The sequence below is a fragment of the Streptomyces venezuelae genome (assembly GCF_008642315.1).
Taxonomy (GTDB): Bacteria; Actinomycetota; Actinomycetes; order Streptomycetales; family Streptomycetaceae; genus Streptomyces; species Streptomyces venezuelae_D.
In genome coordinates, this window is the sequence record NZ_CP029192.1 from 2257305 (window position 1) to 2271463 (window position 14159).

8 protein-coding genes are annotated in these 14159 nt (G+C 68.0%); 3 read left to right on the forward strand and 5 right to left on the reverse strand.

What is annotated here, in order from left to right; translation table 11 throughout:
• Positions 1–64: 64 nt before the first annotated feature.
• The gene (locus DEJ48_RS41050) at positions 65–187 is read left to right on the forward strand and encodes a DUF397 domain-containing protein (RefSeq protein ID WP_373429537.1); all 123 of its coding nucleotides are present in this window, start codon (positions 65–67) and stop codon (positions 185–187) included.
• Between the two features lie 61 nt (positions 188–248).
• Here the strand turns inward: DEJ48_RS41050 and DEJ48_RS09420 are convergent, their stop codons facing one another.
• The 4 genes from DEJ48_RS09420 to DEJ48_RS09435 all read right to left on the reverse strand — a co-directional run bounded on the left by DEJ48_RS09420 (position 249) and on the right by DEJ48_RS09435 (position 8963).
• On the reverse strand, positions 249–3440 hold the full coding sequence (locus DEJ48_RS09420) for a type I restriction endonuclease subunit R (protein ID WP_150215725.1): 3192 nt from the start codon (positions 3438–3440) through the stop codon (positions 249–251).
• The gene (locus DEJ48_RS09425; protein WP_150215726.1) at positions 3437–4702 is read right to left on the reverse strand and encodes a restriction endonuclease subunit S; all 1266 of its coding nucleotides are present in this window, start codon (positions 4700–4702) and stop codon (positions 3437–3439) included. The genes DEJ48_RS09420 and DEJ48_RS09425 overlap by 4 nt, the downstream gene beginning before the upstream one ends.
• On the reverse strand, positions 4699–6693 hold the full coding sequence (locus DEJ48_RS09430; protein ID WP_150215727.1) for a class I SAM-dependent DNA methyltransferase: 1995 nt from the start codon (positions 6691–6693) through the stop codon (positions 4699–4701). The genes DEJ48_RS09425 and DEJ48_RS09430 overlap by 4 nt, the downstream gene beginning before the upstream one ends.
• Positions 6694–6782: 89 nt before the next feature.
• Positions 6783–8963, reverse strand: coding sequence for an N-6 DNA methylase (locus DEJ48_RS09435; protein WP_150215728.1), 2181 nt, complete (start codon positions 8961–8963; stop codon positions 6783–6785).
• Positions 8964–9122: 159 nt separating this feature from the next.
• Here DEJ48_RS09435 and DEJ48_RS09440 point away from each other — a divergent pair, with 159 nt between their 5' ends.
• Together DEJ48_RS09440 and DEJ48_RS40260 are read left to right on the forward strand one after the other, a co-directional pair.
• Positions 9123–10808, forward strand: a complete 1686-nt coding sequence (locus DEJ48_RS09440; protein ID WP_150215729.1) for a DUF6119 family protein — start codon at positions 9123–9125, stop codon at positions 10806–10808.
• Positions 10809–11317: 509 nt separating this feature from the next.
• Positions 11318–12400, forward strand: coding sequence for a hypothetical protein (locus DEJ48_RS40260; RefSeq protein WP_223831980.1), 1083 nt, complete (start codon positions 11318–11320; stop codon positions 12398–12400).
• Between the two features lie 284 nt (positions 12401–12684).
• Here the strand turns inward: DEJ48_RS40260 and DEJ48_RS09450 are convergent, their stop codons facing one another.
• Complete coding sequence (locus tag DEJ48_RS09450) at positions 12685–14058, reverse strand: class I SAM-dependent RNA methyltransferase (protein ID WP_150215730.1); 1374 nt, start codon at positions 14056–14058, stop codon at positions 12685–12687.
• Positions 14059–14159 lie beyond the last annotated feature (101 nt).

The window sequence follows — 14159 nt, forward strand, 5'->3', positions numbered from 1 at the left end:
CTGCCGGACCTGGCGTGGTTCAAGAGCAGTTACCAGCAGCGGCGAAGGCGGTCAGTGCATCGAGGTGGCCGCCATCCCCGGCACCGTGCACGTCCGGGACTCCAAGCAGCTCGGCGGCCCCGTGCTGACTCTCGGCCCCGCCGCCTGGGCCGGGTTCGTGGAGCTGGCGGCCGGCCACACGGTCTGAGGCGGCGCGGTGCCCTCGTACACCAGTGAGGTGTACGAGGGCATCGACACGTGCCGAGGGGCTACGCGGCGTCGTCCACGCCCTCTTCGCGGCGGATCATCCGCCACGCGGCGCGGCGGGCGCTGCGGTCGAGGCTGGACTTGAAGTTCCGGTCGGCGCCGAAGTACTGGCGGCCGAGGCCGGCGATGGAGTCCACGTGGTCGGCCATCTTGTCCGCGAACACCTTGTCGAAGACCTTGCCGAAGTTGTCCTCGTCGTTGACGACGGCCGCCGCCCGGACCTTGGCGTCGGCCTTGGCCTCCTCGAAGGGCCGGATGACGTCCTGCTCAGTGAACTCCGTGCCGAACTTGGCGTTGAACTTCTCGATCAGCTCGGACAAGAGCGACTTCTCGGCCTCCTTGGCGCCGCCCGGCCCGTCGCCGAAGCCCGGCATCGTCGCAGGGCCTTCCGGGCTGAGGGAGACGTCATGCTCTCCGGTCTTCTGCACACGCAGGTGGCTGAGGTCCACATCGCCGATGTCCACGCCCCCGTCCGTGCGCCCGCGCAGCCGGGTGAGGAGGTAGCGCCCGTAGAGGTGGAGGCGCTCCAGGTCGGGATCGTGGTAAGGCACGATCTGGGCGAGGAAGCCGTACTTGCGTACGTAGTCGATGAGGTCGGCGCGGAAGTCCTCGGCCGTTTTGACCTCGTCCTCGTCCTCGTCGTTGTCGCGCAGGGCCTCATAGCGCGTGACGGCCGGGGACAGCCGTCGGTAGAGCTCGGCGTGCAGCTTCTCCCACTTGGCCTGCGAGCCGGCGGCCGCCTCCTTCGCCTCGAAGTAGGCGGCGGCGAACTCGTCCATCTCCGCTTCGGAGATGATCGGCGCGGACATGACCCGGCTCTGGGCGGTGTAGAGCAGGTTGGGGTCCGAGGGAAGGGTGTTCGCCTCCTCGAAGTACGGGCGGAACGCGTCCTTGATGTCCTCGGCCTCGTTGGTGAAGTCCAGGACGGCGAGGTCGGCCTGTGCTTTGCGTTCGGCGGTGCGGTTCAGACGGGAGAGGGTCTGGACGGCCGCGATGCCGGTCAGCGTCTTGTTGACGTACATGGTCGTCAACAGGGGCTGGTCGAAGCCGGTCTGGTACTTCTCGGCGACGACCAGGATCCGGTACTCCTGCTGCCCCTTCGCTCCTGCCTTGACCGCCTTGTCGTCGGCGCGCGTGTAGCCGAAGGCCTTGGGCAGGGCGGTCTCGGAGAGGCCGCCGTTCTCCTTCGGCTCGGTGGTCTCCTCGCCGTCGATGGTGAGGGAACCGGAGAAGGCGACCAGGACACCCAGGTCCGGGTACCTGGTGTGGTAGTCGCGGTCCTTGATGTAGCTCTTGATGGCTCGGGCCATCTGGACGGCGGAATGCCGGGAGGCGGTCACGACCATGGACTTGGCGCGCCCGCCGAGTCGGCCCCGGGTGTGGGCGACGAAGTGCTCGACGATCACCTGTGCGTGCTGGGAGACGGTGGAGTCGTGGGTGAGCACGTACCGGGCGAGGAGCGAGTTCGCCTTGGCGGGGTCGACCTCGCGCTCGTCGTGGTTCTGGTTCACCAGCTTCCAGTACGTGTTGTACGTGACGTAGTTGCGCAGCGGGTCGAGGATGAATCCTTCCTCGATGGCCTGGCGCATGGAGTACGTGTGGAAGGGACGGTAGGCGGCCTTGCCGTTCACCTGGTCCGGGGTGCCGAAGAGTTCGAGGGTCTTGGACTTGGGGGTGGCGGTGAAGGCGAAATAGGAGAGGTTGGCGGCCCGGGAGCGTTCGAGCGCCTTCCTCTTGAGCTTGTCGGTGAGGGTGACGCTGGTCGCGCCGGCGTCGTCAGAGTCGGAGTCGAGGCCGAGTTCGCGGAGGGCGGCACGGACGGAAGTCGCGGCGTCGCCGGACTGGGAGGAGTGGGCCTCGTCGATGACGATCGCGAAGGTGGTGCCCTTGATCTCGGTCGGGTTGCGCTGGAGGTAGTCGAGCAGCGCGGGGAACGAGTGCAGGGTGACCGTGACGATCTTGCCGGTGTCGCGGGAGAGCGCGCGGGCGAGCTGCTCGCTCTTGGCGCCGTGCTTCTCGTCGATCTTGACGACCAGGCCGTCGGTCTGGGAGAAGCTGCCGACCGTCTCACGGAGCTGGGCGTCCAAATTCCGGCGGTCGGTGATGACGATGACCTTGTCGAATACGGGCGCACCGGGCTTGATGAAGCCGGCGGACAGGGCCTCGGTGTTCAGCGTGCGGGGGTCATTGTCCGCGTGCAGGTCGGAGAGGCGGTGGACGAGCCATCCGATGGTGTTGGACTTGCCAGACCCAGCCGAGGCCATGATCAGGTAGTTCTGACCGGCGCCGTGGGTGGCGGCGTGAGCGGTCAACTTCTTGACCACGTCCCACTGGTGGTAGCGGGGGAAGATCGTGGTGCGGGTGGTGGTGCTGCCGGAGGTCTTGGACTTCTGCTGGTGGACGAAGCGCTGGAGGAGATCTAGCCAGTTCTCCCGCTCCCAGACCTGCTCCCAGAGGTACGAGGTCGCGTACTGGCCGAAGGCCGTGGGGACCGGGTTGCCAGCGCCGCCGGGGCGGCCGGCGCCCTCGGAGCCGGTGTTGAAGGGGAGGAACCGGGTGTTCTTACCCTTGAGCGCGGTCGCGACGAAGACCAAGTCAGGGTCCACGGCGAAATTCGCAATGACCCGGCGGGTGAAGATCAGCTCCGTGGGGTCGCGGTCAGTGCGGTACTGGTTCATGGCTCGCTCGACGCCCTGGCCGGTGAGCGGGTTCTTGAGCTCGGCGGTGGCCACGGGAATGCCGTTGAGGAACAGGGTTAGGTCGAGCTTGTGGCCCCAGTCGAGCTGCTTGGTGGCGTACACCAGCTCCCGCACGATCGTGAGGCGGTTGGCGCGGTAGCCGTCCAGGACGGAGTCGTCGGCAACCAGGTTTGGCTTGAAGTAGGCCACACGGAGGAGTACGCCACGGTCCTTGACGCCGTTGCGGAGGACGTGGAGCAGGCCGTCATTAACGATGGCTTGGTCGAGGCGGCGCGCGAAGCCACGCTCGGCCTCGGTGGCGTCGCCGTAGACGGTGCGGAGCTCGTGCCACTCCTCGGCCTGGGTCTTGCGGATGAACTCGAAGAGCTCCCCCGCGTCCAGGCCGAGGTCGGGCTGGTACCCGGCGGGGCTGACCTCGCGCCAGCCTCGCTCGGTCAGCGCGGCAACTATGGCGGAGCCGAAGGCGGACTCGCTGTGGACGGGGCCGGGGCTCATGCGGTGATTCCCTCCGTGACGTTGCGTCCGCTGGCGGTGGAGACGTCGAACTGACCGGTTACTGCGGCGGTGACGAGAGCCTGGCGGCGCTCCGCGATGCGTTCACTGAATAGATCCAGCTTGCCGCGCAACGGCCGCACCGTCTTGATCTGTTTCCCAATACGACGCTGCTCATCGACGGAAGCAACTGGGATCGGAATACGTCCGAACATGTCCCAGTTACGGAAGTCAAATGCCCGCTCGCGCGTACTGTGCGAAAACCCAGTGAGATACCCCTGGAGCGCGAGAATGCGCAGCAATCTCCCGTAGTAGAGCGAATCACCCTCACCCTGTGGAAACATGACATGATTGACCGGGCTGCAATTTCCAGCAGCTTCCGAGGTACCGATTGCGCCAGCGAACCCATCCAGCCCATGAACGACGACGTCACCGGCCAACACATGTTGCCCCTGAGGTTCCGCGGACGCCGAATTCGTATATCCGTCGGCTCGCCTCAGCGAGCGAGCAGTCACCTGACCATCTCGAAAGGCCGTGACGACCTCCGAGGTGTGTGCCGTCGGGCGGGTCACTTTCTGAAGAAGCCATCGCATGGCAGCGAGCGACTCACCAGAATCAGGATCCCCGAGTTCACTGCGCCCAATAATACGGAGTACCTGACTGTCGATGCGTTCATTGAGTAGCTCATACTGCTGCGACCGCGAACGGACGATAGCGTCAAGCTTACCGACCTCAGCATCAAGGAAATCGGCAATGCGCTGCTGTTCCTCGGGCGGAGGCAGTGGAATTTTGAGCTGCTCGATGTCAGGCATGTAGATCGTTTTGTGAGTCGACCCCATAGCAATACGTTTCAGGTCCGGCGCCATGCCCCGCAACGTGTACAGGAGGTAGCGATGGTCGAGCTTTGGGCCGCAAGTCCATGTCGCGAAATCCTGGCTCGTCGCCATCTCACTCCCCATGATCGCGGAGAAGCCAACGGATGCCGTACGCGAAAGGATCACCGTGCCTGCAGGGTGCTCTACAGCTGCCGAATTGGCGACACCGAGTGGTGAAATCTTCTCCTTAGTCTCTGCGATGACTCTAATTTGACCACTGCGCAACTGCCAGACGTCCGCCAGAGTGATCCATGGAATGGTGCACCCTTCCCAGTACTCTGGCTTGCTGCGGCTTGGGGTATGCCCAGATCCCAGACGGGCTACTAGGCGAATGGGAACTGTGGCCCAACGGGAACTGGCCAGCCAAGGCGCCACTCGGGACTCGCTCATTCCGTCACTTCCCCCAACAGGGTCTGAATCTCTGCCTCCAACGCCTTCAACTCCGCGTCGATCTCCGCCAATGGCCTCGGCGGCTCATACACGTAGAAGTGCCTGGTTACCGGGATCTCGTAGCCGATCTTCGTCTTCGTGTGGTCGATCCACGCGTCCGGGACATGCGGGTGGACCTCGCGCTTCAGGTAGTCCTCGACGTCTTCGCCCAGCGGGACGTTCTCGTAGTCGCGAAGCTCCGCGTCCGGTTCCGATTCGCCCTTGACCTTCTGTGACTCGCCCTCGGGGTCGCGGACGCCGATCGCGTCACGGAGCGCCTTGGCAAAGGGGGCACCAGTCGGCCACAACAGGCCAGCGGCGGCGACCACGCCCTTCGTAGCGACCAGCGCGTCGGACTTCTTCGACCACGATGAGCCGAGCAGCGTACGGACGGCGGCCACGAACGCCTCCGGGTCCGCCAGCTTCTGGACCGGCTTCGCCGCCGCCAGGACAGAAAGCGTCTCCTCCGTGACCTCGAAGCGGAGCTTCAGCGGGCGCTCGACCGTGATGCGCTGGTAGCCGAAGACCTCGTTGTCCAAGACCTTGACCTTGGCGTGGAGCTCGTGGTTCGGGTCCGCCGCGGCCTGGATGGCCTCCGCGTACAGGCGCGTCACGGCCGCAATGTGCTGCTTGCCGAGTTCCTTGCGCTTGTCGCCCAGCGACTTGCGCATCTTCTGGAACTGCTCGCGCGCGTCCAACAGGACGACCTTGCCCTTGTGGTCCGGGGACTTGCGGTTGGTGAGGATCCAGAAGTACGTGGAGATGCCCGTGTTGTAGAAGAGCTGGTCCGGGAGGGCGACGATCGCCTCCAGCCAGTCGTTCTCCAGGATCCAGCGGCGGATCTCGGACTCGCCCGAGCCGGCCGCGCCGGTGAAGAGCGGGGAGCCGTTGAAGACGATGGCGATGCGGGAGCCGCCACCGCCCTTCGCGTCCACCGGCTTCATCATCGAGATCATGTGCTGGAGGAAGAGCAGCGAGCCGTCGTTGATGCGCGGCAGGCCTGCGGCGAAGCGACCGGCCTCGCCCATGTGCTTGTGCTCGTACTCGACCTCGTCCTTGACCTTCTTCCACTCCACACCGAACGGCGGGTTGGCCAGGAGGTAGTCGAACTTCTCGCGGCGGTGCGCGGGGTCGCTGAAGGAGTTGCCGAACGCGATGTGTTCCGGGTCCTGGCCCTTGATCATCAGGTCGGACCGGCAGATGGCCCAGGACTCAGGGTTGAGCTCCTGGCCGTACACCTCCACCGTGGCATCCGGGTTCAGGGCCCGGATGTGGTCCTCGGCGGCCGAGAGCATGCCGCCCGTACCACACGCCGGGTCCATGACCGTACGCACCACGCCCGGCACCTGAAGCGCGTCGCCGTCCGGCGCGATCAGCAGGTTGACCATCAGCTTGATGACTTCGCGGGGCGTGAAGTGCTCACCCGCCGTCTCGTTGGACTGCTCCGCGAAGCGGCGGATCAGCTCCTCGAAGATGTAGCCCATGTTGTGGTTGGGCACGACCTCGGGGTGCAGGTCCAGGTCGGTGAACTTACCGATGACCTGGTAGAGCAGGTCGGCACTGGCGAGTCGCTTGATCTGCTGGGAGAACTCGTACTTGTCGAGGACCTCACGGGCGTTGTCCGAGAAGGCGGCGACGTAGATCTGAAGGTTCTTCGCCGCACTCTGCGGGTCGCCAGCGATCTTCTTCAGGGTCAGGTCGCTCTTGTTGTAGAAGGAGTGGCCCGAGGCCTTGCGCAGCCAGTAGTCCGGGTCGATGTCCTCCTGGTCCTTGTACCGGGCCCCGGTCTCCGCGACCTGCTCCCGGGTCGGCTCCAAGACACACTCCAGCCGGCGCAGCACCGTGAACGGCAGGATGACCTTGCCATAGTCGGACTGCTTGTAGTCGCCGCGCAGGAGATCTGCGACGGACCAGGCGTGATTCGCCAGTTCCGTGTGCTTACTGCTGTTCAAGGGGTTCCCCGGTTTCCTTCCGGACCGTCCCGCCCAAGGGAAGCGGGTGCGGACAAGTGTGGTGGATGGTCGAGAAGTGCACGTGTGGTTCAGGCCGGTTCGGTGGCGGACGACGCCCCGGCGGTAGCCGTGGCCGGGAGGAGGGCACCACCCGTGAGGCCGTCCGTCAGCAGAGCCGCTGTCTCCTCCGCGAGGCGCGCGGCCTGCCGTGCCCGCACGCGCAGTCCGTGGACGTGCCGGAAGGCCTCGCCGTAGCGGCGCTGCTCGTCCAGTGGCAGCAGCGGGACCCGTAGCCGGCCCGGAGCCACGTGCAGGACGGTGCTGCCGGTGGAGGCCCCCGCGACGTTCTCCGCCGAACCGACGAATCCGGCCAGGAACCAGGAATCCAGGCGGGCCGGGTCCGGGCGCAGGAGATGGACCTGTGGGCCGAGGAGAGCCCCCGCGTCCCCCTCATCCGCCACTCGGGCCATCGGCCCGGCACCGCCCGCGATCGCCCGCACCAGGACGTCGCCAACGGCGATCACGGGCGCGGGAGCCGCCGAGCGGAGTTCCGCCGGGTCGCCGGTCGGGCCCGTCCCGCGCGCGATGTCCGCTCCTGTGAGGACCGGCGCCGCCGTTGCGGAGGCGGCCACTCCCGGCTCCGGTTCCGGTCCCTTGGCGTCCGGCACGGTACGGAGCAGGGTCAGCGCCCCGCCCCGGGCGAGGTCGGAGGCGGTGGCCGTACGCCATTCCCGGGCCGCGCCGCCGGGATCGGGTGGGGTCCAGGCGGTGAGGTCCACCGCGTCGAGGAGGGACCGGGCGGCTTCGGTCAGCTCACGGCGACCCGTCTCCGTGCGCGTGGAGAGCTCGACGGGGTCGACATCCGTGCGGGAGATACGGACCTGGCGGGCCGGGGTGAGGTCGACGAGCTCGTCGAGGAGGTCCACGACCGGTACCGCACGTGCCGTGCCGGGCTCGGCCGCGAACCCGTCCGGGTCGGCGGTGAAGGCCGCCCAGTGTGCGATCGACTGGGCCGTCAGGCCGGCCCAGTCGATCGGGGCACGGAAGGAACCCGTACGCGGCGAACCCGCCGCCTGTTCCCCCGCACCCGGCCCGGGCGACCCTGCCGTGTCGACGAACAGCACAGACTTCCGCTCCGGGCCTCCCGGCTCGGGCCGTTGCAGTACCCACAGCTGCAGGCCCACGTGCAGCGGCGGTGCGGCCCCGGCCGGGAGAGCCAGTACGGCCCGCACCGCGCCGCCGCGCACCAGCTCCGCCCGCACCCGGCGCCCGGAGGGGCGGGAGGCAGTGGAGGGCGGCAGGATCAGCACGGCCCAGCCGCCTGGCGCGAGGTGGGCGAGGCAGTGCTGCACCCAGGCGAGCTCGGATTCGGACCGGCCCGGCACGCCGTACGCCCAGCGCGGGTCGTAGGCGAGCTCGTCGTGGCCCCAGTCGCGATCTCCGTACGGCGGGTTGCACACCACCGCGTCCGCCATCAGGCCGTCGAAGGTGTCCGCGCGCAGGCTGTCCCCGATGCGTACGGTGACCTCGGCCCGCGGCGCGGCGAGGCTGAGCCCGACGGCGGCACGCTGGGCCTGTACGGGTACAGAGTCCTGGCCGAGCAGAGTGGTGGCGCCGCGCACGGCGGCGGCCGCCAGCAGCGCGCCGCTGCCACAGGCCGGGTCCAGTACTTGCGCGACCCCCGCCGGGAGCAACTCCGCGACCAGCCGCGTCAAGGGTTCGGGAGTTCTGTAGACGCCGGTCGCGGCGCTGTCCTCCAGCTCCCTTTCCGCGAGCACCGCGAGCGCGGCCGGGCCGCCCTCCTCGTGTACGCAGCGAAGGATCGCGCGCAGTGTGGGGCTGTCGGATGCGGAGAACGGGGGACTCGCGGGCACCGGCCCGGGGAGCGAGGCCAAGAGCTCGGCCACCTCTTCGGCAGCGCGGGCGACGAGCTCGGCGTCCGTGAGGTCGGCGAGCGCCGCCGTCTCGTCCGGGGAGCGGCGGGCGAGCGTGAGGACGAAGCCGATGCGGCCGGTCGTCCTGTCCGGGTCGGAGGCCTGGAAGCGGACCGCGGTGCGCAGCTCCTCCCGGGGGTCGGCGACCTGCGTGTGACCGCGTGAGCCGAGCCACGCCTGGACCGCTCCGAGGTCGTAGAGCGGACTGGTGTCGGTGCCGCCGGACGGATCGGGGAAGTCGGCGTGCCGTCGACGCCAGTTGCTGACGGTGGCCCGGGTGACGCCAGCGATGCGGGAGATCTCCGCGGCTGTTACGTGGGCTGTTGTCTCGGGCATGACCGGGCGGCACCTCTCCTCTAGGCGGGTCCTCCTGGCGGGCAGTTCACACCTTACACCACAACCCGAGCGTGAATTCATGTTTGACAGTGCTTTCATGAGCACATCTACTGAGTGTCGTTAGCACCACGGCCTCGCCTCACCACCTCGGGAGTCCCCATGCCGCTCGGCCCCACCATCACCCACAGCCCTGCCACCGCCCCCAAGACCCGGCGCAGCACTCTCTACCTGCTCCGGGACACGGGCCCGTCTCCCGCGGACCTGCGGGCAGCACTCAACGCCAGGTACGAGCGCGATCACTCCTTCGCCGTCGAGGACGTGACGGTCGGGGACGCCCCCGCGCTCCTCTGCCACGGAGTGATCGGCCACCACCAGCCGCCCGACTGGACCTCCGCGGTGCACTCCCTCACCAGGCGGAAGCCGCCCGTGGAGAACCGCACCTCGGCGTGCGTCCTGCTCCTCCCCGTCGCCGACGACGTCTTCGCCCTCACTTTCGGCATGGGGCACCTGCTGCTCGACCAGAGCAGGATCTCCCCCGGCTTCGGCTTCGACTTCGCCCTGCGCGCGGCGCAGCCCGACGCCATCCGCCAGGTCACGCACAGCCTGATGGACGCCAGAGGCCGCACGGACCGGAGCTCGGCCGCCCAGGGACAGCACATCCGCGCGTTCCCCATCGAGGAGTACGGAGAAGTGGTGAGCCGGCTGGTCGGCACCCTGAGCTCGACGGAACTGACGATCGGGAAGCACAGCCGGCGAACGGCTCAGGTGGCCGGTACGGACGCCCTGAAGATCCATCTCGGTGCGCAGCCCGAGGACCTGCTCCACGACCTCACGCAGATCCGGGCGATCCTCGCCCGCCACTCTCCCGCACCGGAGTTCGAGGCGATCGCCCGCGTCCGGCCGCTCAAGAGCGGAGACCCGCGACGCAGCGACCTGGAGGCCCGCCTCAACGATCTCCTGGGCGCCTCGGCGGACACCGGATCGCTGGCTCTGGCCGTCCCCGCCGCCTGCCTCGACCAGGAGGACGCCGCACTCTCCTACCAGGTGAAGGTCGGGCCCGTCCGCCGCCTCATGCCTTCTCCGGCGATCGACGACATTCTGGAGGTGCTCGACGGCATCCCGCCCGGCAGGCGCCTGGAAGCCCTGTCCGCGGGCTACATACAAATGCACCGGGACGAGGAGGGCACCGATCCGGTGAGCGCCCAGGTGAAGGCCCACAAGTGGATCACGGCCGAGATTCCGCTCGGCGCCAGCCGCTACTTCCACCACGAAGGGCGCTGGTTCGAGATCGGGGACCAGTACCTGGAGGGCATCCGGAGCGAGGTCGACGCCCTGCTCACCGCACCGGCCGGCTGTTCGCTGCCGGGCTGGACGACCGACCTCGCGACGGAGGAGGAGTACAACCTGGAGGCAGCGAAGCGTGGTTACGTGTGCCTGGATCGCCGGCTGATCAGGACCGCCCAGCATCCGCACGGTTTCGAGGCCGCGGATCTTCTCGCGGAGGACGGAACTCTGATCCATGTCAAAAGGGCCGCCTCCTTGGCGCCGCTGAGTCATCTCTTCGCCCAGGGCAGGGTCTCCGCCGAGGCTCTGCGCTTCGACGCGGAGGCGCGCGCCGAGTTCGTCCACCGCGTGCGGGAACGACGCCCGGGGCATCCCGTGGGCGAGGAGTTCACCCCGCGGAGGGTCGTCTACGCCATCTCGCTCAAGAGCGGGAAGGCCCTGACGACGACGAACCTGTTCACCTTCGCCCAGGTGTCCCTGCTGCAGGCAACCCGTGCGCTGCGCGCCCAGGGCATCGACGTGTCTGTGGTCGGCATTCCGTCCGTGGACTCCAGCGCCTGATCCGTGTCCGCGAAGGCTAGCCCTTCATGCCGCACATGGACCCCTTCACGCCTTTCTCAGGAAGATCGCTTACGAAGGCGTCACTGGCTACTCCTTCGGGTGAACCTCCACGGAACGTGCGCCCTGCACCACGATCACTGACACCATCCGCCCCGTCGCGTAAGTCCTAAGTCGAGGGCGGACCAGTGGAACGGCCGGTCAACGAACGTCAGCTTGCGGTACTCGAGTGGGTGGCAGCTGGGTGTCCTGCTGGCGTCTGGGAGACAGGTTCCTACACGAGCACCTGTCAGGCACTTCAGAACCGAGGCCTGGTCACAGTCTCCCGCAAGGGTGGGCTGTGGAGCGTCGCTCTGACGAGGCCTGGCCAGTACTACCTGGCGCACGGCACGTACCCTCCCCGTGAATCACGCCCGCGGCAGAGCCGGAGTGGCGTGCCGCAACCCCCGTCCGTCGGAGCACGGGAGACTCCGGCCTGTGCACGAAGGCCAAGCCCTCCTTCACAGCATCGCGTGACGTTCACCGAGCAGTTGCTGCAAGAGCTCGCGGAGGCCGACGGCCGGATCGTCAAGAGCGGCAGCGGTCCGGGCTTGGAGAAGTGGCCGCCCCGCGTCGCCGCGGCACGCAGGTCCGGAAGGGTCCCGGAGACGAAGGAGCTGTACGGGGGCTGGTGCCAGGGCGGGTACGAGATCAAGCTCGTCGACGTCCCCGCCTGGCGCCTTGCGGTCCTCGAACCCATCCCTGTGCCAGCGCGGCTTGCACGTCCGCACACCGTGGTCCGGACAATGCAGAACGAACAACAGCCAATGGGCCTCACGAAGCCCGTCCAGGGACGTGCCCTCCGGCTCATCCAGGCGCTGATCACCGCTGCCGAGGCCGAAGGACATTCCAGTTCGGCGGGACAGACCGGCTTCGCACCCCCGTCCCATCGCCGCCGCAGGGCAAATCCACACTTCACCATTACCGCACAGGGCCAGACCGTGGGATTCCTTGTCCTCCAGGAACAGGACCGGACCGAGCACATCGCCACCGAGAAGGAACTCGCCGAGGCAAAGAAGAACTCCTGGATCAGGATCCCCCGCTTCGACTACACCCCCTCCGAACGTCTCCGCTTCGTCCTCAGCGGCGGCCAGCCGCACCGGGCGAGCGAATGGGCCGACACCCCCAACCGTCCCCTCGAAGACCAGCTCGCCGAGATCGCGCAGGAGGTCACGCTTCGCGGCGAAGCCGCCGAACGCAGACGTCTCGACGAGGTCGAGGCGGCCCGCCAGAAGCGCATCCGCTGGGAAGCCGCCATGAAAGAAGCGCGCGTCCAGTACGCTGAGGCGTACCGCTTCCGGCACTTCGAGGCGCAGGAGGCGGCATGGCGTCACGCCACCAAACTCGCGGAGTACGTCAGCGCCGCACACACCCGAGTCGACGCCATGCCCCCAGGCCAGACCAGGACCGAAGCCGAAACATGGATCGACTGGGCGGCAGCACGCGTGGAGCATCTGAACCCGCTGAACACACCGCCCCGGCTGCCTGACATCCCCGAACCACGAGCCGACGATCTCAGGCCCTTTCTCGGGCACTGGAGTCCCTACGGCCCCTGACGCAACACGCGCCGGACACCCCACCCAGTGTCACGGAACGTCATTAGCGAGAAGCCGATGGGGCAGGGGCAGCCAACAGCTCGGCAGCCAATGCCCCAGCCCCTTCAGGGTGCCTCCGACCACACAGTTGAGGACTCCATCCGGCGGTCACGCATCAAGCATGACGACCCATCAGATATCACGCCGTCCGTGCGTCAAACGTGCGTCACGTGCGTCAGATATGCGTCAAGATATCGCCCGTAACGCACGTAACGCCCATAATGCACACTCAGAGAAACAGCAGGTCAGCGGCCCTTTTCCGCAGGCTCAAGGATCGCGACGCACTCGACATGGTGGGTCATCGGAAACAGATCGAACGCCCGAAGCGTCCGCACCCGATACCCACCGTCCCGGAAGTACCCCAAGTCCCGAGCCAGCGCAGCCGGATCGCAAGCCACGTACGCGATCCTGCGCGCCCCAAGACCCGCCAGGTGCTTGACCGTCTGCTTGCCCGCCCCCGCGCGCGGCGGGTCCAGGACGATGAGGTCCGCTTCCGTGATGCCCGTGCGCGGGAGGACCGACTCGACCTTGCCCTGTTCGATGCGGACGCGGTCGAAGGACGCGAGGTTGTGGCGGGCGTCTTCCACCGCGCGCTTGCCGGACTCGATGCCGAGCACCGCGCCCTTCTCGCCGACCCGGTCGGCCAACGCGCCGGCGAAGAGGCCGACGCCGCAGTAGAGGTCAAGGGCCGTGTCGCCCTTGCGCGGGGTGAGGCCCTGCATGACGGCGAGCATCAGGGTCTCCGCCGCCTTCGGGTGGACCTGCCAGAAGCCGCCGCTGCCGACGCGGTAGGTGCGGCCGTCGGCGCGTTCGCGGACGAAGGGGCGGCCGTGGACCCGGTGGGTTCCGCCGTCCTTCTCGCCGATCCGCATGACCGAGACCGGCTTGTCCAGCTCCACGATCGGCAGCCGCGCGCCCGGCTTCGGGGCGAGGATCACCTGGCGGTCCTGGGAGCCCGACGCCGCGATGGCCTCGATCGATGCCATGCCCGACCAGTCGCGCTGTTCGATGCCCAGCTCCGAAACGCCCTCTGCCGCGATCATGCAGTGCTCGATCGGCTCGACCTCGTGGGAGCGGTGGCGGCGCAGGCCCGCGTTGCCGTCCGCGTCCACCGCGTACTGCACGCGCGTGCGCCACGACGGGACCTCTCCGGCCGGGAGCTTGTCGCCCTCCGCCGGCATGACCGTGCCGTCCCAGCCCGCCTCCTCGGGGGTGAGCCCGGCGAGGCGCTGGAGCTGTTCGGCGATGACCTCGCCCTTGAGGCGGCGCTGCGCGCCCGGCTTCGCGTGCTGCCAGTCGCAGCCGCCGCAACGGCCGGGGCCCGCGTAGGGGCAGGGGGCCTCCACGCGGTCCTTGGAGGGCTCCAGCACGGAAACCGCGTCCGCGCGGAGGAAGCGTGCGCCCTCCTCGCCCTCCGTCACGCGGGCGATCACGGTCTCGCCGGGCAGCGTGTGGCGTACGAAGAGGACCTGGCCCTCTGCCGTACGGGCGATGCAGTGGCCGCCGTGCGCGACGGGGCCGACCTCGACCTCGTACTCCTTGCCGACCAACGAGACGGCCGGCTCGGCGGCGCCCTCCCGCGCGTTCCCCGCCTGCGATTTCTTCGGTTCTGCCTGCATGGCGGGGTGACTCCACTACGTATGGGAAAAAGGGGAACGGCCGGACTACAGCCCACCAGTCTACGTGGGTGTCGTCCGGCCGCTCACCAGGGACCAGGGGG

Bases quoted from the DNA above. Each gene is read 5' to 3' on its own strand.
- DEJ48_RS09420 (WP_150215725.1), bottom strand. From the start codon at position 3,440: ATGAGCCCCGGCCCCGTCCACAGCGAGTCCGCCTTCGGCTCCGCCATA.
- DEJ48_RS09425 (WP_150215726.1), bottom strand. From the start codon at position 4,702: ATGAGCGAGTCCCGAGTGGCGCCTTGGCTGGCCAGTTCCCGTTGGGCC.
- DEJ48_RS09435 (WP_150215728.1), bottom strand. From the start codon at position 8,963: ATGCCCGAGACAACAGCCCACGTAACAGCCGCGGAGATCTCCCGCATC.
- DEJ48_RS09440 (WP_150215729.1), top strand. From the start codon at position 9,123: ATGCCGCTCGGCCCCACCATCACCCACAGCCCTGCCACCGCCCCCAAG.
- DEJ48_RS09450 (WP_150215730.1), bottom strand. From the start codon at position 14,058: ATGCAGGCAGAACCGAAGAAATCGCAGGCGGGGAACGCGCGGGAGGGC.